The sequence below is a fragment of the Leptospira biflexa serovar Patoc strain 'Patoc 1 (Paris)' genome (assembly GCF_000017685.1).
In the GTDB taxonomy this organism is placed as follows: Bacteria; Spirochaetota; Leptospiria; order Leptospirales; family Leptospiraceae; genus Leptospira_A; species Leptospira_A biflexa.
Window position 1 is genome coordinate 1,068,299 of sequence record NC_010602.1, and the last position, 20,693, is coordinate 1,088,991.

Genomic DNA, 20,693 nt, shown 5'->3' on the forward strand with positions numbered 1-20,693 from the left:
CCTTATGTACGCATACTCCCATAAAAACATCTTAGACACCTTACAATTTTCCAAAGACGACCTCAATTACCTCATAACAAAAACAAACCGAATGAATGCCTTGCATGAATCGGGAAAGGCCTTTGGAATCCTTCATGGAAAACTCCTGGCTTCCCTCTTTTTTGAAGCCAGCACCCGCACTCGGATGAGTTTTGAAGCCGCCATGGAAAGGCTTGGGGGTAGGCTTATCTCCACGGTCGGTTTCCAGTTTTCTTCCATCTCCAAAGGGGAAACTTTGTATGATACGATGAAAATGATCGAAGCCTATTGCGACATTGCCGTCATCCGCCACCCAGTGGAAGGTTCGTCTCGGATTGCAGCAGGGGCAGTGAACATCCCCGTGATCAATGCAGGTGACGGAGCAGGCCAACACCCCACACAAGCTCTCCTCGATTTGTATACGATTGTTTCTGAAAAAGGAAAGATCGATGGACTGAACATTGCCTTTATTGGGGATCTGAAGTATGGGCGAACCATTCATTCTCTCATCAATCTCCTCAGACATTACCCAGTGCATTTGTATCTCATTAGTCCCGAAGAGCTAAGACTCCCCGAAAAGTACAAAAAGAACTTAGAAGGATTTCCAATGACATGGGAGGAAACCACTGACATCAAAGCAATTTGGGATGCGGATGTTGCCTATGTCACAAGGATCCAAGAAGAAAGGTTCCCTGACCACAGGGAGTATGAAAAACTAAAAGATATTTATAAGGTGAATAAGGAACTGGTCCTTGCTTCCAAAAAAGACACAACCATCCTCCACCCACTGCCACGCGTGAACGAACTATCCACTGATGTGGATGATTTGCCTAATGCAGCTTACTTTCGTCAGGCGAAGTATGGCGTTGTGGTGCGAATGGCATTACTTTGTCTGAGCCTTGGAGTGAATTTTGACTAAAAAAATTTGGACTTTGGAAGAAGCAAGAGAAGTCCTTCCACTCGTGCGAGACATTACCAAGGAATATTATCTGAAAGCCAGTGTGCTTGCAGATGATGTTCGTAATAAAATGCTCCCCGAAAACATACTCGAATCCAAAGAAGAAGAAATTGGGGATGTGATCAAACATTGGACAAATGAAATTCTAAATCTTAAAATTGATGTCAAAGGTTTGTGGCTTGTAGACTTTGATCATGGCAATGGTTTTTACTGTTGGACATGGGGCGAAGAAGATGTGTTATACGAACACGGGTATCATGAAGGATTTAGATCGAGAAAACTCATAGAGGAAACAAAAGAAGAAAATGACTCAGATAAATGAAAACTATTTAAAATTAAAAGCGGGATACCTATTCCCTGAAATCGGAAGAAGGGTAAAAGCGTATTCCGATGCCAACCAAAATGCTAAGATCATCCGACTTGGAATCGGGGACGTGACCCTTCCACTCGCACCTACGATTGTGAATGCAATGGTGGATGCGGCCAAAGAAATGGGAAGTGCTGGTGGTTTCCATGGGTATGGACCTGAACAAGGTTATAGTTTTCTCATCCAAAAGATCATCGCTCACGATTACACAGCACGTGGCGTTCAAATTGCAGAAGACGAAGTGTTCGTTTCCGATGGTTCCAAATGTGACTGTGGGAATATCCAGGAAATCTTTTCTCTTGATAGTAAAATTGCCGTTGTGGATCCAGTCTACCCAGTGTATGTCGATACGAACGTGATGGCAGGAAGAACTGGAGAAGTGGGGCCTGACGGGCGTTATGCAAATATCGTTTACATGCCTGCAACGGAAGAAAACAATTTTGAACCGGATTTCCCAAAAGAAAAAGCAGACATCATTTACCTTTGTTACCCCAATAACCCAACAGGGATGGTGGCAACGAAAGCGCGTCTGACAGAATGGGTGAACTATGCCAAAAAAATGGGAAGTATCATCCTTTATGATTCGGCCTACGAATCCTTTATCCAAGACCCTGAAATTCCAAAATCCATTTATGAAATCCCAGGTGCCAAAGAAGTCGCAATGGAATTTCGTTCCTTTTCCAAAACGGCAGGGTTTACAGGAACACGATGTGCCTACCTAGTGATCCCAAAAGATCTCAAAGGAAAAACCAAATCGGGAGAAGAGGTGAGTTTTAATTCTCTCTGGAACCGCCGTCACACAACGAAGTTCAATGGAGTCTCCTACATCACACAAAAAGGAGCGGAGGCTGTTTTTTCAGCCCAAGGCCAAGTGGAGATCAAAGAACAAATTTCCTATTATATGGAAAATGCCAAACTCATCCGCGAAGGGTTGGTCAAGGCAGGTTACACTGTCTTTGGGGGAACAAACGCTCCATACATTTGGCTAAAAACCCCCCGAGGTTTGAAATCCTGGGAATTTTTTGATGAATTGTTGGGAACCGCACAAGTGGTCGGTACCCCTGGATCTGGTTTTGGACCGGCGGGAGAAGGGTATTTCCGGCTTTCTGCCTTCGGAAAACGGGAAGATGTCATTTCTGCCATCGAACGCATCCAAAAAATGTAAAATTTAGTCCTGGTTTTTTCCATAGCTCCGATATATAAAACAAGGTAGAGCTATGGGAAAATGGAAATTCATCCTCTTTTTTGCAATGGTTGTGGGTCATATCTCACACATCAACGCAGTGTCTCCAGAACAAACGAATCTGGGGGATTTTAATCTTTGAAAACAAAGAAAACTTAAATTTTATCAATGTGGCCCTCAGCAATTTGGCTCCTTCACAAGAAGAAGCACAAACCACTGCACAGCCAGGAGCCGAAACTCCTCCCCAAGATCCTTCCAAAAAGAACTTGGATTTTGATTATTTCAAACTCCTAAAAGCTGCAAACCAATCAGACTTTAGTGGGAACATGTGGTACTTACAAAGTAACTATGTGTATGGGTTCCGCCAACTCAGACAAGCCCAAGGAGAACTCAAAAACATCTTTGAAATCGTATTACAAAAATACATTGAAGATGCAAGAGCTCTCCTCGAAGCAGCGGCTCCTACCATCATTAGGTCGAATGATAGCAACGCAAAAGCATTGTTACGTTTAGGTTTTCGTGACCTTCGATCTTCGGAAGACCTTTATACAACCGGTCTCAATTCCAGCCCTCACCAATACCGTTATAAACTCACGCTCTACAAAGAAGGGATTTTAACACTCCGCCGTGCAAAACGTTTTGCCATCCTTGCGATGATTTATAGCAAAACACCAGACGAGGACAAACCGGAATATCAATACAGATCCAATGAAGATTTAAAAGAAGCTCGTAACGAAGAAAAACAACGTAACTACGAGAAGGTGAGAGACACACTCATTAACTTCATTGAAAACAAACGGATGGAAAGGACGGTTGTGCCTCCAGGGAACCCGGATGCCAAACCACTTGATTTACTTGAACAACATGATGATAATTATGGATTCATCACTTCTAAAAAGTTAGATCTACTACTTGAAGCCAATGCACAAATCAAAGAGACGGAAGGGGCAAGACGTGAGTCAGTTCCACCAACTCCAAAATTTGATGAAAATGGAAAAGCCATCTATCCAGAAGAAAAGAAAAAATAAGATGAAATACCTGGCAGCTGTGATCGTTCTATGTTTCTCTCTAGGAATTGTCGCCAAAAGCACAATGTCTTACAGGGAACGTAAAAAACAATTGGATGGAAAGATCACACTTGTCCTCGACATCAAAGAACAGCTGAAACTGGAACCTGAAGTTGGTAAAACTTCGATTGAGGTGATGCGTGACCAGGTCGAAGAAACCTACCGTGTCGGAAAACGTGCTGAGATTGAAAAAGTATTAACACTCGCCGAAGGCGAAATCCTTGTCACCCAAAGAAAACTCTGTATTCCCATGGAAGAACATGCAAGTGGACTCTACCAAAAAGCCATGGGGATATGGATCCAAATGGAATCGGAAGAACGATCCGGAACCAAACTCGAGTGGGATACAAAAGAAAAAATCCAACGTTACTTAGTGATGGCAAAAAGCGAAAAAGACCATGCAAAAGAATATTATTTGTCCGGGAATTACCAACTGTCCTTGCATACATACAAACGTTCGCTAGTTTACAGCCTTCTGTCCTTACGTTCACAAAAATCGGAAATCCCGGAAATGTACCAAACTGCCGATGCGGTTTGGGTACAACCCATTTGGATGGGACTCCACAAACAAAAGCAAAACTCCATCCAAGAAAACTAAAAATTTTTTCATTTTCATTCACACCAAATTTCAAAAAATGACTGCTTAGTGAAGTTTGAATCACTTTATCGTCATTTTTTGCTCACAAGAGCCACTCATATTCCCGTGACAAACGAGAAGGGAGATCTTGTCGGTTTACTTTCTAAAGACCGAGTCCATCGTGAATTGTCGGATCTTGGAAAAGAACGAGAAGATTTGGATCAAATCCCAATCGATATTTTGGAAACAGAACTAAACGAATCTGTTATTTTATACTTTAAGGAAACATCTCTCATCCCAGTGATTGGGCTCGATGGAGAAAAAAAAGAAACTTGGGACAAACCAAGATTCCTTGCGGCCTTTACCAAATTAGAATCCAAACAAATTCGCGATCCAAAACTGGATTCAATCGAATCCAAACTAGAGAAAAAAAAAGAAAATTTGGATTCCGTCCAGTGGTTTATGGAACTCATCTTATCCCATTTCCCGGATGGACTGATTGCCACGGATGTGACCGGTGGTACTATATTTTATAATGAAAGTTTTGAAAATGGTATTCTCACAAAATCACTGTTTGGTGATTCGATTGAAACAGCTGAAAAGTATTTACACAACCTAAATCGGGAAGTACTTGCTTCGTATCTCAAAGAACATGATTTGAGTATGGGGAAAGAAGCCGATACCAATGTATTAACAACGATGTTACCAGACTTACAATCACAAGTGCGGATCATCACATTAAAAAAAGAGAAGAAAGTGGTTGGGTTTTTATACCATTTTGCAACGAGTGTGGGTGGGTTTGGGAATGGAAAAGGTAAGTCAGAATTCCCTGATTTGGATTTGGCCTTCCATTCCAAATTGCCATTAGAAACCGTTCTTGCAGAAATGGAAGCGCACTACATCCACAAATCCTTACAAAGGAATTCTCAAAATATTTCCCATGCGGCAAGTGAGCTCGGAATCCCGAGAACCACCTTACAAAACAGAATCCGTTTTTTGAATTTGGCAGAAAGGTTCCAAAACAACCAAAAGGAAAGAGTGGTCATCCCTAGAAAACGATCAGAAAAACAGGTAGCTCCCGAAAAAAAACCACTTCCAAAAAAGGGACAAAGCAAAAAACAATCAAGTTTGCCAAAGAAGAAATCCAAAAATACACAACAAAAACCAGTTAAATCAGCAAAACAAACGACTCCCACTGAGAAAAAACAAGTAAAAGCGAAGAAAGGAACTCAAAACACTGGGAAACCTAGTAAAAAGGCAAAAAAAAGACGTTGACGAAAACGCTCAGGAAAAGAAGTTTTTCATTACCGTTTGAGAAAACACCTCCGCACTTCGCTGTTTCACTTGCATACATAACTTGCACAAATGGTTTCCCGAATTTTATCAAATACTCTAACAAATCAATGTAGAACAATCTATGGCATCACGCAAACAAGAAGAAATCCAAGTCAATCCCCCTGAAGAACCAACTGAATACACAAACGGCATCATGGACCAAGACGATGCCCAAGAGCCACCGAAACAGTTTAAAAAGAAAAAGAACCGATACGAAGGTCCTATTCCTCCTCCACTTGATTTAGTCGAACTCAAGAAAAAAAACATCAACGAACTGGCAGACCTCGCGAAAGGTTTGGGAGTAGAGAACACTCATGGTTTGAAAAAACAAAACTTGATGTTTGCACTCCTCCAAGCGCAAACCGAAAAAGATGGTCAAGTGCACGCAGCGGGAGTCATGGAAAGGCTTCCTGATGGATATGGTTTCCTTCGTTCACCTGACTACAATTATGTGCCAGGTCCGGATGATATTTATGTTTCTCCTTCTCAAATCAAATTGTTTGGCCTTCGCACAGGGGATACGGTAACAGGCCTTATTCGTCCTCCCAAAGAAGCAGAACGATTTTTTGCAATGTTACGTGTGGAATCCATCAATGGTTTCCCAGTGGAAGTTGCACAAAAAAGAAATTTATTTGATAACCTAACACCACTTTACCCAAGCGAAAGGATCAATATGGAGTTTGATCCAAGCCATCTGGACACTCGAGTGATTGATCTTATGTGCCCGATTGGAAAGGGACAAAGGGCACTCATTGTGGCGCCACCGAGAACTGGGAAAACAGTTCTCATGCAATCCATTGCCAATGCGATAACAAGGAACCACCCAGAAATTTTTCTCATCGTTTTACTCATTGATGAACGTCCTGAAGAAGTAACCGACATGGCGCGTCATGTAAAAGGTGAAGTTGTGAGTTCTACGTTTGATGAACCAGCACAACGCCACGTCCAAGTTGCTGAGATGGTCATTGAAAAAGCAAAACGACTCGTGGAACATGGAAAGGATGTGGTCATCCTCCTCGATTCCATCACAAGGCTTGCCCGTGCATACAACCAAGTGGTTCCGACTTCAGGAAAGATCCTTTCTGGTGGTGTGGACTCCAATGCCCTCCACAAACCAAAACGATTTTTTGGTGCCGCAAGGAATATCGAAGAGGGTGGGTCTCTTACCATCATTGCAACAGCCCTCATTGACACAGGGTCTAGAATGGACGAAGTGATTTTTGAGGAATTTAAGGGAACGGGAAATATGGAAATCCATTTGGACCGAAAACTCGCGGACAAACGAATTTTCCCTGCCATCGACATCAACCGCTCAGGGACCAGGAAGGAAGAACTCCTCCTCCCACAAGATACGCTCACTCGTGTCTTTATCCTCCGAAAAGTACTTTCTCCTATGAGTATCACCGAAAGTATGGAACTATTGATTGAAAAAATGCGTGGCGCGAAGACAAACGACCAATTCCTCGCCAGCATGAATACGAACTAAAAGGGCCACCATGAAAACTGACATCCATCCAAAATACGTTGCTGCCAAAATCAAATGTGCTTGTGGTACTGTGATTGAAACACGTTCCACTTCCGGGGACATCAGTGTGGAAATTTGTTCCAACTGCCACCCTTTCTTCACGGGAAAATCCAAACTCGTGGACACAACAGGCCGCGTAGACAAGTTCAAGAAAAAATACAAAATGAAATAAGAGGCTTTTGCCTCTTTCGGACCGTCTAAGTTACAACAGGAGATCACTCATGGCAGTAATGGACTTTGCTCGCTACAAAGAAATCAACGACCAAAGGATGAATTACCGTGAGATGGAAGACGCAACCGTCGTCTCCTATTACCGCAACACAGGTTGCGGGGACGGATACCGCATCTATTTAAAGTTAAATGAAAGCCTTGTTGTAGAAGACGCCAGTTACACCACAACAGGCTGTGGGTTTGGGATTGTGGCACTTGCCATGGCAACTGAATACGCCAAAGGTAAATCCATCACGGATCTCAAAAACCTAACACCAGAGACTCTCGAAACACTTTTTGAATTTCCAGAACGTAGGAAAAACTACCCAGAATCGGCTGTGGCTGCTCTCAAAAAAGCAGTTGAAGATTATGAATCAGGCCAAGGGGTTCCCAAAGAAAACCGAATCACCAAAGCACAAACCATGGAACTCCTTCACACCCAAGGGCATTTGCGAGATGCAAAATTATCCAGTGTGATGCTCGAGAAAGAAAAATTGGATGGCGTTGATTTTAGTGGAGCAGACCTCCACAACGCCTTCCTGCAAAACTCTAGTTTTGTCGGTGCGAACTTTTCTGGAGCAAACTTAAAAGCTTCCTTCTTTAATGGAGCCGATTTACGGAACGCCAATTTTCGAGGCGCTGATTTACGTTTTGCCAAACTTGCGTCCGCTAAAATCGAAGATGCTGATTTCACAGATGCCATCTATGACATTGGAACCCGAGTGGACCATAGCCAAATGTACATCTTTGATGTGATGAAAAAAGCAGGCAAAGACCTTTACCTCAAAAAAGAGGATGGGGAATGAAACCTGGCGATAAGGCGAAACTCACCAAACAAACCTTCCTTCACCAAGGAATTTTCATTTTTACAGGTTCCACTGTGGAAATCAAAGAAATCCAAAGCGATAAGGCAATTGTCATTTATAACGACAAAGAAGGTTATCCTCACGATTTAGAGATGAATCTGACGGATTTGGCACCCATTTCTTAAGAGTTTTGTAAACCCGATTTTCTTGACACAAAAGAAGAGAATCGTAACGTATTGTTAATCCAAGTATGTTGATTCAAAGCCACCGTCAGGAAAACCACCTGTTACTCTCCATCCAAAGGGATGTCCTGATGGAAAATTCACGTGAATTTTACCAAGAGTTTGAGAAAGCAATCGAAAGTTCTAATTTTGGCAAATTGACCATGGACTTTCATTCGGTGAAATTTTTAGATTCCAGTGGAATCGGCGCTGTGATCAAAGCATCTTCTGCCTTACACAATCGTGGTGTGGAAATTTTTGTGACCAATCTCAATAAAAATTTAAATTCAGTCTTTCGACTTTCGGGACTCAATCACATTCTCTCCATTTTGACTTTGGATGAATATCTTTCTAAATTTCCAGAGTTCCAAAATACTCTAGAGGCTTAAAACAAATATGAAACTCTTTCGACTTTTTTCCGTTTTGATCTTTCCTTTGGTTCTTTTCAACTCTTGCGCATCAGGTGTTAAATCCAGATCATTACTCTTTCGTAGTAATGAGTTTGCGATTTATACTGTGAACCGAGATAAGATCAATGTTAAAACAGAATCCTCTGTTGCCAAAACCTTCGCTCATCCCGTGGAACTTAACGAAGACAAAGTTTTGGATTTACTAGGAAACATTCGTTTTCGAGAAGAAAGTTCTTACGGTGATGTCAACCAATACATCTTTGAAGAAAAAGAAGTGAAAGAGTTTGCATTGGATTTGGTGGATGGATTACAAAAATTAAAACCAAACCAAATTTTACTAGTGATCTCCAAATACAATCCTGTGAAATCAGTTGTTTCTCATTATTCAAGGACTGCGTTTTATATTTGGTCCACGGATACTTCCATCGAAATCTTATTTGGTGAATTACAAAAAGAAATTTCATACGATGAACAAGGGAATTATTTTGATTGGTCCAACATTCCTGATATCCCTTTTGATCATTTCCCGCAGTCAACATATGTTTTGCAAGGCCAAGGTTTTAGCTTTAAAAAAGTTGGTGGATTTCGTAACAGGCATTGGCTCGTCTTTGATAAGTCGGATTTGGCAAAATTGAAATTTGAAAAACGAAAAAAAAGTTCGAATGAAATTTCAAATTCAGTGGATGCCGATCTCAAACCCGAAAAAAAAATCTCTCGCGATGAAGAAGACGGAGTTTTGTTAGAAGAGTAAATCGTCTTCTTTTCGAATCACATTCCGATCGGTTTGGATGGAACCATCGGTTCCCAAGTAAAAATGAGTTTTGCCTACAAGGGAACTCATTCCCATTCGGTAATTTTTCCCTGCACCAAAACTTAAATCCACTCCTGGGAAAACTTCTCGTTCCACATCCACAAAGGCTTCTGGATTTGGTTCGTAGGAACCAAGTGCTGTTTCAAATTGTTTGATTTCTGTTTCGAGTACTTTTGTGAACTTGTCATTCCCATCTTTTAATTTGGTGATCGTGTCCTTTTCTTCTTGGCTCAGTTCCTTTTTTTGACTTTTTTCTACGAGTTTGGTAAGAGTGAGTTGGACTTTATGAAGAGTGATTTCTTTTTCCGAGATCTCTTTTTTCATTCGATTGAGTTCATCTAAAAGTTCGGGTGGGGTTCCAATCGCCACCTTGGTTTTGGTTTCCACAACGGCTCCGAGTTTGGCACAAGTGAGTGAGTTCCCAGCAATGATAGTGCCACCAATCACTTCTCCGCGGCCTCCCATGACTCGGATCAAATCTTTGGCAGAAATCTCGGAATGCATTACCGCCTCTTCGACAAAAATAGAACCTTGGGCAGTGAGTTTTCCTTGTTCGACAAACTTAGCATAGATATTCCCTTCGGATTCAATGTATCCTTCGCCCCGTCCCATAAACCCACCTGAAAGAACAATATCCCCTTTTGCCTTGAGGAAGGCCTTTCCTACTGAGTTACGAATGATGATACTACCACTAGTTGTGAGAGAAAACCCATCTCCAATTTTTTCTTCCACGATGATGGTTCCTGGAAAATCGATATTCCCTGTTGAATAGTCCACAGCTTCCAATTGGATCACTTCATCCACTTTGATTTCCCAAGCGGCAGACAAAACGGGTCGACCTGCAATTTTCGCGTACAGTTTGTCCTCTCTTAGTTCGACATTGGGGCCAAGGATCCATTCTACGATTTTTTCTTCTTGGTAAGGAAGGATGGTTCCAGTCACTGTTTTCCCAAACTCTCCTTTTTTTGGAGGGATTTTTTCAGCAATGAGATCACCTGGTTTTACCGATTGGATGACACCAATGTTTTTATAATTGATTCTTCCGTGTTCATCTTCTTCTAACTGTGGTTTGTTGTCCGATCGAAAGTAGATTTTGATTTCACCATCCTTGCCTGGAACGGGTAGAATCCCTTTTGCAATTACATAGGGTACAAAAAATTCAGGATTTTTGATTTGGTTTTGGATGACAGAATCGATGATCCCAACTGACACTCCCACCGCAGCAATTTGTTCACGTAATTGGTGTTCGGTGAGAAGTGGGCCCCCGTGTTTAGGAGGGTGGAGGACCATTTTTGCTTCCATTCCATCGTCGGATATGCTGATGTCGGCATAGGAGGGGACAGGATCCCCTTTGGACCAAGTTCCAATTTCAACTGGTTTCCCATCGGCAATGAGGACAATTTTTTTTAAGTGTTCGGTTTGGTATCCTTCCACTCCAAAGAGTTGCACTCGTGCAAGGACATCCTTGTATTCGACTTTTTTCCCTTTCGATCCAGGTTTAGTGATTTTTAATATGGCTTTGCCATTTGTATTTTCGATTTGGAAGTATCCATTTTCAGATGCTTCTAAATCTTGCAAAATTCGATCAGTATAGGAGTCAGGACCTGGCATTTATGTATATTCTAACAAATGACGGATCACATCTTCTTCGCCATCTATTTTTAGTTCCAATTTTGGAGTCATTTGATCAAGAGTTCTCATGGTTGTCAGCACTGATTCAAATTCACAAGAAATAATTTTTTCCAAATGAACATAGGCCGACCGAAAGTACAAATCGAGTGCATTCACTAAATATAAGTATTCGCTAAAGTCACCTCGGTCCGTGTACAGAATGGGAGTGTTTGCATAATAACATTCACTTAAGATTCCATACCCAGGCTTTGTACAAACAAAATCAGAAGCGGCCACCAAATCGGGATAATGTGAAACTTCCGGTACCAAAATTCCATCTTTTTGAATCCCTGGAACTCCGTAGGCCACGAGTTGGATGTTTTTTGGCAAATTGTCTGTTTGAAGGGTATGGCCTTCCAATCCATAGGCACCAAAGGACAATAGGATATAGGTCATTTCATCTTGGAACCCAAAGGACTTTCGAGCCATTGTTTTGGGCATCGTTGGTTTTCGTCCCACAAGACCAATCTGCGTTTGTTCTAAAAAATGGGGCATGGGACAGTGGAAAGGGAATACAAGTGCCTCTGTTGCAAACCCGTATTCTACTTCCAATTGGTCGCTCAGATTTCCAAAATACACATCAGATTTGGCATAATTGCGGTAAATAAAATCCCAAGTGAAATTACCAAGATAGATGCTTGGGATTCCCACTTCCAAAGCAATCGTGATGGGAAAAGAAGAACTATCTGTAAGGATGAGAGAGATATTGTTTTCTTTGATGTATTTTGTTTCTTCTTTTAAGAGGGAAGATTTGGTTTTTTCAAACTGAATGAGCTCTTCTTTTGTTGCCTGTAGATCAATGGATAAAGAATCTTTTTGCGAAATACCAACGTCTAGTTTCAGGGATCTCAATTTTAATTTAGGATGTTGGAAATCAATAAAGGCGATGCGTGTGCTCACCAGATGGATTTCTTCGATGAAATCTTCATCTAATAAGCGTTTAATGATGTTTCCAGAACGACTGATGTGACCAAAACCATGGCCTGAGATCGAATAATAAATTTTCATTTGGATCTTTGGCGGATGGATTCATACAAAACGATGCCACAAGACATAGCCAAATTGAGGGAATCCGCTTCACCAAACATAGGCAAATACAAAGTTGTATCTGCGAGTTCTTTGGCAAGTGGGCTAAGTCCATACTGCTCACTTCCAAATAAAAAAACTGACTTTTCTTTTAGGTTCACCGAAGTGTATAAAGTTTTTCCTTCCGGGGTGACGGCATATCGTTTGTAACCTTGTTTTTTGAACTCTGTTAAAACTTCTGTTAGGTCACCAATGTAAACAGGAAGAGTAAAAATTGTTCCTGTGCTTGCCCTCACCACATTTGGATTAAAAAGATCAATCCTTGGATCGGTGACAATCACAAGTCCCACACCTGCTCCTTCTGCCGTGCGTAGGATGGTTCCGAGATTTCCAGGTTTTTCCACACCTTCAATGATGAGGATAGGATTTGTTTCACTGGTTTGAAGGGAGTTCCAAGGAACCATGGCGCTTGGAGTCTCTGCGACTGCGATAAGACCATCCGGACGATCCCTGTAGGAAATTTTTTCAAAAATTTTCCGTGGGAGTTCAAAGATAGGACAACGAATTGATGCTATCAAACTCTCTTCATTTTCTCCCAAAAAACATTCAGGGGAAATGAATAAACTTGTGATGTTCACAGGCAAACAAGGAATCGGTGAGTTTGGGTTTCCCGTAATGGCTTTTTTGATTTCCCGATACCCTTCGATGAAAAATTTTTTTTCTTCATCACGATTTCGTTTTTCTTTGAGGCCTGCTACCCATTTCACCTTCGGATTGGAGAAACTTGTGATGTAATTCCTTTGTGGTTTCATTGGAGAAATACTCGATTAGGAACGTTTGAAAAAGGTGCAGAATCCAGCCGGATATTTTTTCCCAGAAGTTTCTGGGATATAAAGTTCAGTTGTTTCGTATGTTCCTTTTGTTTTGATCCGTGAGGAGAGGATCCTTTCTAACGTGAGGGGACTAAACCCTTGGCTATGGCAACTGAGGATGACAAATTCAGGTTTGTTGTCGGAGAGTTCCATCAGTGCATCCATGAGTTCGGGTAGGTTCTCTTCAATTTTCCAAACCTCTCCTTTGGAACCACGACCGAAACTTGGCGGGTCGAGGATGAGGCCTTGGTATTTTTTCCCACGTTTGATTTCGCGACGTATGAATTTCATCACATCATCTACGATCCAACGAACGGGTTTGGTATCTAGACCTGAGAGTTTGGCATTTTCTCTCGCCCAATCCACCATCCCTTTGGAAGCATCTACATGGCAAACACTCATCCCGGCATCAAGGCAAGCGAGAGTGGATCCACCAGAATACGCAAATAAATTCAAAACTTCCAGGCCTTGTTTTCTTTTCCCGATTTCTCGGATTCGGTTCCAGTTGGTTTCTTGTTCGGGGAAGAGTCCAATATGCCCAAATGGTGTGAGTTTGATTTTAAAGGTAAGATGGGAAAATTGAATCGTGAAACTTTCTGGGACTTTTTTTTGGAAGTTCCAATGCCCTGAGCCAGAATCATTTTTAATGTAAACAGCATGTAAGTCGTTCCAGATCCCAGGTGTTTCTTTGCCATAGGCGGAAGTAGGGGAGGACCTTTGGAGTTTGTATCCGCCCACAATTTCTAATTTGGAAAGGTCCCCAGAATCCAATAATTCGTAACTTTTTGTCATACCAATTCCAGAAAAATAAAGGTTAGGTCGTCCTCCCAGTCTTTTATTTCTCGATTTGAAAAGGACTCCAAAGTTTGGATGAGTTTTCCTTTGAATAAATGATTGGGAAGTTCCCGGTTGGTTTTTAAAAATTCAATGAGTCCTGTATCACCGAACATATTTCCCTTCGGATCAAAACATTCCAAAACTCCATCACTCAATAATAAAATACGATCTTTTGGTAAAACGGGATAAGTGGTTTCATCGATTTGGATTTCCGGAAACACTCCAATGATTTTTCCCTTCGGGTGGACTTTGATGATTTCACCACTCGACCTTTGTAAAAAAGCACTTGGATGGCCTGCTCTCCCAAATCTCCAAATCTTGGTAGAACTATTCAAGTACAAATAAGAGGCAGTCACATATTGAGGAGAACAGTTCCCAAACAAAACTCGGTTCATACCCTCTAATACCTGTTTGGGGGAAGAAATCGAATCCTTTTGTGTTGTGAAAGCAACTTTTCCCATAGCAGAGATAAGAGATGCTGGGATTCCGTGCCCCGATACATCACACAATACAATCCCTAGTTCATAGGGATTCGGTGAATGGTATTCATAAAAATCTCCTCCTACATCCTTCATTGGTTGGATATAAATTTGGATTTGGAGGTTTTTGACATTGGGACTTGTTTTCGGAAGAGATTGCATGAGAATGTCACGTGAAATTTTTCTTTCCCTTCTAAGGCTTGTGACTTGGGCAAGGGCCAGATCTTTTTCCTGCCGTAACAATTGGATTCGATCTGCCAAAGCAAAAGCGAAGAGAGTGATATCTGCAAGTGAAGCAATCGGAAATAACATCTCTTCTAGAAAAGAATTACTAGGCAAAATTCCAAACTTCAACATTCCATAGATCACACATGTGAGGAGTAATAAAAAAAATGCGATGGAGATATAATAAAAAGAACGAATCCGTTTTTTTAATCCCCATATCAAAATTCCAAATAAGGTAAGACAAATACTCACAGAAAGCCAACTCACACCGATGGAAGCTTCAGCAACCCCTCCAAATAACGCGATACAAACATTGAATAAGGAAAATGCACCTAACAAAAAATAGAACCTAGTAGTTCTAGGTAACCTTGCTTTGATCTTTAAAAAATTGGCAGTGAACAAAACAAAGAAAAAGAGGCAGAGACTGAAAAAAACGGGAATTCCCACTCGTTTCCAATAATAGGAATTAGGAACAAAAAAATACCCAAAAAAACCGAGTAAAGATAACTGGCCGAGACCAAAAAACAAAACATATCCGATATAATAAAAATAACTTTTATCCCTTACAAAAAATGCGATCGCAAGATTGTATAAAATGATGATCCCTAAACTTCCAAAAAATAAACCATATACCCACTGCGTTACATAATCTTCTCTTTGTAGGTTCCTTTGGTTTGTGAATACAAGTGAAAATTGTAAGGATATATCGGATTTGATGGCAATGAGGATGGTTTCCTTTTGATGTCCTAGGCGAAAAACAAAATTCCTATGTGGGATTTCCCTTTGGAACATTGGTTGGATATGACCTGATTTAGAAACGATGAAACTATCACCTTCATGTTTGTGGTAAAGTTCCACCAAATCAATATTATGCGCTTGTACGAGTAGAAGTGGGAATTTGGTTGGGTCTGGAAATTGATTGGGATCGAGGCGTAACCACAAGGTTCCTTTTAAAAAACCAAAATTGGCAAATTCATCATCAATCGCTTGGAATTTTCCAGTCGTTAAAACTGAATCTACGGGTGTATTTGACTTCGTATCAATCCAATATGTGAATTCTTTTGTGAATACCAATCTCTCTCCCATATCTTCGTTTGCATCGGCGAAAATGGGTATCACTAAAAGACTGTAGAGTGTGAAGAGGAGAGTGAATTTGGATAAAATCGGTTTCAAGTGTTGGGAAGGGACAAGGGAGATTCCCTTGTCCTGTGTCGTATTGACTTAGGCCTGTTTTTTTGCCGTTTCGTAAGAAATTTCTTTTGGACCGGTGTAAATTTGTCGTGGACGACCAATTTTTAAGTTCGGGTCTTCAATCATTTCTTTCCATTGTGCAATCCATCCTGGTAGTCTTCCCATCGCAAACATCACAGTGAACATATTGGTTGGGATTCCTAGTGCTCGGTAGATGATACCTGAGTAAAAGTCTACGTTTGGATAGAGTTTTCTTTCCACAAAGTAAGGGTCATTGAGTGCCGCTTCTTCCAATTCTTTTGCAATGTCAAGAAGTGGGTCTTTGATTCCGAGTTTGTTTAATACCTTGTCACAAGCTACTTTGATGATTTTGGCACGTGGGTCAAAGTTTTTGTAAACACGGTGTCCAAATCCATTCAATCGGAAACTTGAGTTTTTGTCTTTTGCTTGTTCGACGATCTTTTTAACAGATAGTCCACTTTTTTTAATGCCTTCCAACATTTCCAAAACTTCTTGGTTGGCTCCACCATGGCGTGGCCCCCAAAGCGCAAGGATCCCTGCAGAAATCGCACCATATAAATTGGCAAGAGAAGATCCCACCAAACGAACAGTTGATGTAGAACAGTTTTGTTCGTGGTCTGCATGTAAGATGAGGAGTAAATTAAGTGCTGAAACAATTTCCGGATCAATATGGTAGTCTTCTGCAGGAACAGCAAACATCATATTGAGAAAGTTAGATGCATAGTCTAACTCGTTCAAAGGATGGATGATAGGTTGTCCAATTGATTTTTTATACGCATAGGCCGCAATTGTAGGAAATTTTGCAAGGAGTCGAATGATGGAAATTTCTCTATGTTCCTCATTCATTGGATCATAACTATCTTGGTAGTATGTAGACAAACATCCCATCATACATGACATGATTGCCATAGGGTGTCCATCTTTTGGGAATCCATTGAACAGACGTTTGAGGTCTTCATGGATCATGGTGTGTTTTGTGATCGAACTATTCCACTCTTTGAGCTGTGCATCGTTTGGAAGTTTTCCGTAGATGAGTAAATAAGCAACTTCTGTGAAGGTTGACTTTGCTGCTAAATCTTCGATTGGGATTCCACGATATCTGAGGATTCCTTTTTCACCATCGAGAAAGGTGATTTCACTTGTGCAGGCACCTGTATTTAAATAACCAGAATCAATCGTAACATAACCGGACAATTGGCGGAGTTTTGTAATATCAATTGCCTTTTCGTCTTCACTTCCCGCAACGATCGGAAGTTCGTACTCTTTTCCATCCACTTTCAGAATTGCCTTTTCGGACATATCTTCTCCTGTATATCTCTGTCTATTTCAAAGAATAGACAGGGGAAAGGGAGGGGAAAAGCCATTTTTTACAACTTATGGTATTTTTTCATGATATCGTATGCGTAGAAATTCGAAACAACGATGCGACAATAGTCTCTTGATTCTTTGTATGGTAAGTCTTCTAAAAAATGGTTAAAATCACCCGTGTAGACAGATTTTTTCCATTTTCGTAAATTCCCAGGCCCACCGTTGTAGGCGATGGATGCCCATTTTAATTCGTTCCCATTGGATTTGAGAAGGTAGGCCAAAAATTTTGTTCCGAGTCTGATGGATGTTTCTGGTTCATAGAGAGAATAAGAAGTGACCCCCATCCTTTGGGCAAGCTCTCGTCCCGTCGCAGGCATGATTTGCATGAGGCCTCGGGCATTTGACCTGGAGGTAGCCGTTTCTTTAAAAAAAGATTCTTGTCGCATCAAGGCATACACATTGTCTTCAGGGATTCCGTTTTCATTGGCATAACGTGCGACAATCGTTTGGTGAGGTCTTGGATACATTCGAACCGAAAGGGAAGTGGGCAGTAAAATGGGATCATCTGGAATGAGGTATCGTTTGAGAAGGGAACGTGTATGAAATGCCGAATAATAGGTGTTACGCGTGAGATCCCCAATCCCAACAAGGATTTCATCCTTCTCATCTTCCGAAAGATTTTCTCGTTTTACGTGGAAGTTTACTAAGTGGAGGCCTAAACTATCTTCTCCCACGCGGAAGTATTCTTTGGCAAGGTTTAAGAGTTTGTGACCTTGGATTCTTGAACTCATTCCCCCCAATTTGTTTCCCAGTTCATACGAATCTTTTGGGTATACAAATCCTAAATTGCGACCAATGAGTGCCCCCGATTCTTCTGGGATGCCTGCTGTATAGGATAAATATTCAAAGAGGTATTCTTTGTTATAGGTTGGGTTTTCTGGTTTATTGGATTCTTTGATTGTGGATAAAAATTCTTCACGGATCACACGTGTGTAGTAAGAACCTGGGCAAAGTGCGTAGTATCGTTTTAATTCTTTTTTGAGACGATCGGTTTCTCCATTTTCTTTAAGAGAACGTAAATACCAATACACAAGCCTTCCTTTGACAGGTAGGTTTGGGATCTCCGCAAGGGCCCTTTCAAATTTAACAAGGGGAGCATATCGTGATTTTTCCCCTTTGCGTTCGACGAGATATTCAATCAGTCGGTCTTGGTAAAATAAATTGAATGGATACTTTCCTAAGTATAAAATCAAGTTTTCAAAGTATAATTCCTTATCCCCCAAACGGTCGTAAGAAGCCGCAAGCACTCGGTAATACCCTGCGTCTTTTCCCGGAAAGGTTTTTAGGAGTTCAATTGCCTGTTGGAATTTATTTTGTTGGTATAAGGTATCGGCAAGGGTCACAATCCACGAGGAATCCATATCCACAAAACTTTTATTGGCGCGTAACACTCGGAAGAGTTCATTGGTTTTTCCCACTTTGGTTAAAACTTGTGTTAGGTGTTTAAACCCTTCATAATAATTCAATCGACTGGAAAAAAGTTCAGGCCTTGAACGAAAGAGCGCCTCCTTGTCATTTGAATTGATGGCAGGTAAAAATAAAGTGAGTTCAGAAGGGCCAAGTTGTAAGATACTGCCACTACCTTTGTATTTACTCCAATCCGATGCAATCATTTGCACGGTTTGGTCCATTAAGCCTTCTTTTTGTAAACAATTGAGCCAATCTTCGATGGCAGCTTTTTCATCACCTAAGATCAATTTCGCTTTTCCCAATCGATACAAACTATCTCCTGTTAGAAGATACCTTTTGTGAGAATCTTGGATGGATTGGATTTTTTCTATGATTTCCTTCCATTGGTTGTTTGCTGCTAACAATCTAATTTGTTCATCCAAGGCCCTGCGGCAAATGGGATCCTCTTCCATATTCAATCGATTTAAGAATTGGATTCTCTCCTGAGGAGTGAGAAAATTTTTAGCAGTTATTTCATTGTACAATTTCCAATAACTCAATTTAAAAAGCGTGGTTTGGAAAGGCATGGTTTGGGTGAGAATCTTTTTGACTTCTTCCTCGTTTGCATCTGTCACAAACACTCCGCGGATCAGAGATAATAAATAACGAAATCGTTTCTCCTTGTCTCCGTTAGGTGATTTTTCATGGAATTCAATGAGAGTGTACACTTCACTTTCCCGGGAAGGAGTGGAGTTTTTGAAATGGTTTTCAATTTGCCCCCATTGGTGGGATTTGATCAAATAATGAAGGTCTGTTTCGGCAAGTAGGGATGTTGTGAAAAAGAGAAGAATTCTACTTGCTAACCAAAAATGCCTCATGCATACTTCCTATGATTACGAATTTAGAGAGGGAAGGTCCCCCTCCTTATGAGCTCACAAACAGAATACAAACTGCGCTGGCCAGAATATAGAATCGAATTCCACCCTACGGAAGAAAACCCTAAAAAAGTCACACTTCCTGAGTTATGGCCAGATCTTCGTGCCTTTTTTTCAGGCAACCAGTCTCGATTTGCAAACTATCTCTTTTACCTATCGACCGATTTCTCTGGGGGGTTCAGCCTTTGTTCTGTTCTCGGGCAAAATGATGCCAGCTTTCGCTTCCATGACCCTGTTTTGCAATCTCCTTCCACATTTCCCAAGGAGAGTTTAGAAACCATCTGGAAACTTTGCCAAAATCGCGAATTCGACGAGATGGAGAGGGAAGATTGGGAACTCATCGGTTTTGGATTTTTATATGTAGGGAATATTTCCGAATTTCGGAAATGGGTTCTTGTGACAAAAGACTATTTTGGGCAAACAGCTGACAACCATCGTTTTTTAACCCTCCTTGGTTGGGAATATTCTGAAATTCCGTTTGAAAACTCCATATTGCACATGTTAGTTGAGTATGCAAAAGGGGATTTTGGGAAAATAGATTTTAAGGCCTTAGTGGATTCCTGTTTACTCGATTCTCACTGGCAAATTGCGGGTGTTTTGTTTCACGCCATTGAACTTGGATTGTTGCCCGAAAACGAATCCTTTCGTGTTTGGAAATTTTTAATTGGGTTTTATGAAGAATGGGAATCTTGGGAAAAAGAAAAATTCCAATATGTTTCGTTTGGAAAAATTCCACCATTTTATGCCCTTCGGTATGCAAAACGATACCTCCCACACGAATCATTTTACAAATACCAGTCGGATTTGGAAACAGAGCTCCGAGGGGACTGGGTCAGTGGAAGTGAATTTGGTTATGAACTCACACATTCGATCAATCCTTGTATCGATACAGTGGTTCGATTTCGTAATGAAGGGGAACGATTTGAAAGGGAATTGGATGCATTGTATCAATTAAAACCGTATTCGTATCTTCTCCCGTTACAACTTGCTTGTATTCAATTCGTAAAAAAAGAATATGATGGTTTTTTGAAATTATACCAAAAGTCAGGTAGACTCAAACACCTCCCTCTCGCTCTCAATTTGTATTGGAGAGTATTACAAATCAAAGGTGATACAAAAATGAGTTCTGCCATCAAACGTTCGTTAGAAATCGGAAATCAATCCATCACATTACCTGAAGGTTGGGAATAA

Annotated in this window: 20 protein-coding genes; 13 read left to right on the forward strand and 7 right to left on the reverse strand. The window is 41.0% G+C overall.

Annotated features, from left to right (window positions below; genetic code table 11):
* Positions 1-4: 4 nt before the first annotated feature.
* From pyrB to LEPBI_RS05090, 12 genes are all read left to right on the forward strand, one after another.
* Complete coding sequence (pyrB, locus tag LEPBI_RS05035; protein ID WP_012388031.1) at positions 5-937, forward strand: aspartate carbamoyltransferase; 933 nt, start codon at positions 5-7, stop codon at positions 935-937.
* Complete coding sequence (locus tag LEPBI_RS05040) at positions 930-1,298, forward strand: DUF2203 domain-containing protein (RefSeq protein ID WP_012388032.1); 369 nt, start codon at positions 930-932, stop codon at positions 1,296-1,298. Before pyrB ends, LEPBI_RS05040 begins: the two co-directional genes overlap by 8 nt.
* Positions 1,282-2,508, forward strand: coding sequence for an LL-diaminopimelate aminotransferase (locus LEPBI_RS05045; RefSeq protein WP_012388033.1), 1,227 nt, complete (start codon positions 1,282-1,284; stop codon positions 2,506-2,508). Before LEPBI_RS05040 ends, LEPBI_RS05045 begins: the two co-directional genes overlap by 17 nt.
* Before the next feature lie 80 nt (positions 2,509-2,588).
* Positions 2,589-3,554 (forward strand): adhesin OmpL37 family surface protein, encoded by a 966-nt coding sequence (locus LEPBI_RS05050; protein ID WP_012388034.1) that lies wholly within the window; start codon positions 2,589-2,591, stop codon positions 3,552-3,554.
* Position 3,555: 1 nt separating this feature from the next.
* Positions 3,556-4,191: a hypothetical protein gene (locus tag LEPBI_RS05055; RefSeq protein ID WP_012388035.1), complete on the forward strand. Its 636-nt coding sequence runs from the start codon at positions 3,556-3,558 to the stop codon at positions 4,189-4,191.
* 48 nt (positions 4,192-4,239) lie between these two features.
* The gene (locus LEPBI_RS05060) at positions 4,240-5,445 is read left to right on the forward strand and encodes a helix-turn-helix domain-containing protein (protein WP_012388036.1); all 1,206 of its coding nucleotides are present in this window, start codon (positions 4,240-4,242) and stop codon (positions 5,443-5,445) included.
* 142 nt (positions 5,446-5,587) lie between these two features.
* Positions 5,588-6,991, forward strand: a complete 1,404-nt coding sequence (gene rho / locus LEPBI_RS05065; RefSeq protein WP_012388037.1) for a transcription termination factor Rho — start codon at positions 5,588-5,590, stop codon at positions 6,989-6,991.
* 10 nt (positions 6,992-7,001) lie between these two features.
* Entirely contained in the window at positions 7,002-7,202 is a 201-nt protein-coding gene (rpmE, locus tag LEPBI_RS05070) for a 50S ribosomal protein L31 (protein ID WP_012388038.1), read from the forward strand.
* A 49-nt stretch (positions 7,203-7,251) separates the two neighbouring features.
* A complete protein-coding gene (locus LEPBI_RS05075; protein WP_012388039.1) occupies positions 7,252-8,046 on the forward strand; it encodes a pentapeptide repeat-containing protein in 795 nt (264 codons plus the stop codon).
* Positions 8,043-8,231, forward strand: coding sequence for a hypothetical protein (locus LEPBI_RS05080; protein WP_012388040.1), 189 nt, complete (start codon positions 8,043-8,045; stop codon positions 8,229-8,231). Before LEPBI_RS05075 ends, LEPBI_RS05080 begins: the two co-directional genes overlap by 4 nt.
* Before the next feature lie 65 nt (positions 8,232-8,296).
* The gene (locus tag LEPBI_RS05085) at positions 8,297-8,656 is read left to right on the forward strand and encodes an STAS domain-containing protein (RefSeq protein WP_012388041.1); all 360 of its coding nucleotides are present in this window, start codon (positions 8,297-8,299) and stop codon (positions 8,654-8,656) included.
* A 7-nt stretch (positions 8,657-8,663) separates the two neighbouring features.
* The gene (locus LEPBI_RS05090) at positions 8,664-9,428 is read left to right on the forward strand and encodes an LA_1326/LA_4305 family lipoprotein (RefSeq protein WP_012388042.1); all 765 of its coding nucleotides are present in this window, start codon (positions 8,664-8,666) and stop codon (positions 9,426-9,428) included.
* Here the strand turns inward: LEPBI_RS05090 and LEPBI_RS05095 are convergent.
* The 7 genes from LEPBI_RS05095 to LEPBI_RS05125 all read right to left on the reverse strand — a co-directional run bounded on the left by LEPBI_RS05095 (position 9,417) and on the right by LEPBI_RS05125 (position 19,445).
* On the reverse strand, positions 9,417-11,099 hold the full coding sequence (locus tag LEPBI_RS05095; protein ID WP_012388043.1) for a DUF342 domain-containing protein: 1,683 nt from the start codon (positions 11,097-11,099) through the stop codon (positions 9,417-9,419). The two genes, LEPBI_RS05090 and LEPBI_RS05095, sit on opposite strands and share 12 nt — an antisense overlap.
* Complete coding sequence (locus tag LEPBI_RS05100) at positions 11,100-12,167, reverse strand: glycosyl transferase (RefSeq protein ID WP_012388044.1); 1,068 nt, start codon at positions 12,165-12,167, stop codon at positions 11,100-11,102.
* Positions 12,164-12,997, reverse strand: a complete 834-nt coding sequence (locus LEPBI_RS05105) for a TrmH family RNA methyltransferase (RefSeq protein ID WP_012388045.1) — start codon at positions 12,995-12,997, stop codon at positions 12,164-12,166. The genes LEPBI_RS05100 and LEPBI_RS05105 overlap by 4 nt, the downstream gene beginning before the upstream one ends.
* 15 nt (positions 12,998-13,012) lie before the next feature.
* A complete protein-coding gene (locus tag LEPBI_RS05110) occupies positions 13,013-13,849 on the reverse strand; it encodes a class I SAM-dependent methyltransferase (RefSeq protein WP_012388046.1) in 837 nt (278 codons plus the stop codon).
* On the reverse strand, positions 13,846-15,771 hold the full coding sequence (locus LEPBI_RS05115) for a SpoIIE family protein phosphatase (RefSeq protein WP_012388047.1): 1,926 nt from the start codon (positions 15,769-15,771) through the stop codon (positions 13,846-13,848). Before LEPBI_RS05115 ends, LEPBI_RS05110 begins: the two co-directional genes overlap by 4 nt.
* Positions 15,772-15,819: 48 nt before the next feature.
* Positions 15,820-17,109, reverse strand: coding sequence for a citrate synthase (locus LEPBI_RS05120; RefSeq protein WP_012388048.1), 1,290 nt, complete (start codon positions 17,107-17,109; stop codon positions 15,820-15,822).
* A 68-nt stretch (positions 17,110-17,177) separates the two neighbouring features.
* Complete coding sequence (locus LEPBI_RS05125; RefSeq protein ID WP_012388049.1) at positions 17,178-19,445, reverse strand: lytic transglycosylase domain-containing protein; 2,268 nt, start codon at positions 19,443-19,445, stop codon at positions 17,178-17,180.
* 48 nt (positions 19,446-19,493) lie between these two features.
* On the opposite strand from LEPBI_RS05125, the gene LEPBI_RS05130 reads away from it, so the two are divergent.
* Positions 19,494-20,693 carry an LBF_1011 family protein gene (locus LEPBI_RS05130; RefSeq protein ID WP_012388050.1) on the forward strand — a complete coding sequence of 400 codons (1,200 nt, stop codon included), beginning with the start codon at positions 19,494-19,496 and terminating at the stop codon, positions 20,691-20,693.

What these genes read in the sequence shown, in the direction of transcription:
- LEPBI_RS05090 (WP_012388042.1), top strand. Translation starts at nt 8,664, where the DNA reads ATGAAACTCTTTCGACTTTTTTCCGTTTTGATCTTTCCTTTGGTTCTT.
- rho (WP_012388037.1), top strand. Translation starts at nt 5,588, where the DNA reads ATGGCATCACGCAAACAAGAAGAAATCCAAGTCAATCCCCCTGAAGAA.
- LEPBI_RS05045 (WP_012388033.1), top strand. Translation starts at nt 1,282, where the DNA reads ATGACTCAGATAAATGAAAACTATTTAAAATTAAAAGCGGGATACCTA.
- LEPBI_RS05100 (WP_012388044.1), bottom strand. Translation starts at nt 12,167, where the DNA reads ATGAAAATTTATTATTCGATCTCAGGCCATGGTTTTGGTCACATCAGT.
- LEPBI_RS05055 (WP_012388035.1), top strand. Translation starts at nt 3,556, where the DNA reads ATGAAATACCTGGCAGCTGTGATCGTTCTATGTTTCTCTCTAGGAATT.
- LEPBI_RS05080 (WP_012388040.1), top strand. Translation starts at nt 8,043, where the DNA reads ATGAAACCTGGCGATAAGGCGAAACTCACCAAACAAACCTTCCTTCAC.
- LEPBI_RS05095 (WP_012388043.1), bottom strand. Translation starts at nt 11,099, where the DNA reads ATGCCAGGTCCTGACTCCTATACTGATCGAATTTTGCAAGATTTAGAA.
- LEPBI_RS05120 (WP_012388048.1), bottom strand. Translation starts at nt 17,109, where the DNA reads ATGTCCGAAAAGGCAATTCTGAAAGTGGATGGAAAAGAGTACGAACTT.
- LEPBI_RS05085 (WP_012388041.1), top strand. Translation starts at nt 8,297, where the DNA reads ATGTTGATTCAAAGCCACCGTCAGGAAAACCACCTGTTACTCTCCATC.
- pyrB (WP_012388031.1), top strand. Translation starts at nt 5, where the DNA reads ATGTACGCATACTCCCATAAAAACATCTTAGACACCTTACAATTTTCC.
- rpmE (WP_012388038.1), top strand. Translation starts at nt 7,002, where the DNA reads ATGAAAACTGACATCCATCCAAAATACGTTGCTGCCAAAATCAAATGT.
- LEPBI_RS05110 (WP_012388046.1), bottom strand. Translation starts at nt 13,849, where the DNA reads ATGACAAAAAGTTACGAATTATTGGATTCTGGGGACCTTTCCAAATTA.
- LEPBI_RS05125 (WP_012388049.1), bottom strand. Translation starts at nt 19,445, where the DNA reads ATGAGGCATTTTTGGTTAGCAAGTAGAATTCTTCTCTTTTTCACAACA.
- LEPBI_RS05075 (WP_012388039.1), top strand. Translation starts at nt 7,252, where the DNA reads ATGGCAGTAATGGACTTTGCTCGCTACAAAGAAATCAACGACCAAAGG.
- LEPBI_RS05105 (WP_012388045.1), bottom strand. Translation starts at nt 12,997, where the DNA reads ATGAAACCACAAAGGAATTACATCACAAGTTTCTCCAATCCGAAGGTG.
- LEPBI_RS05130 (WP_012388050.1), top strand. Translation starts at nt 19,494, where the DNA reads ATGAGCTCACAAACAGAATACAAACTGCGCTGGCCAGAATATAGAATC.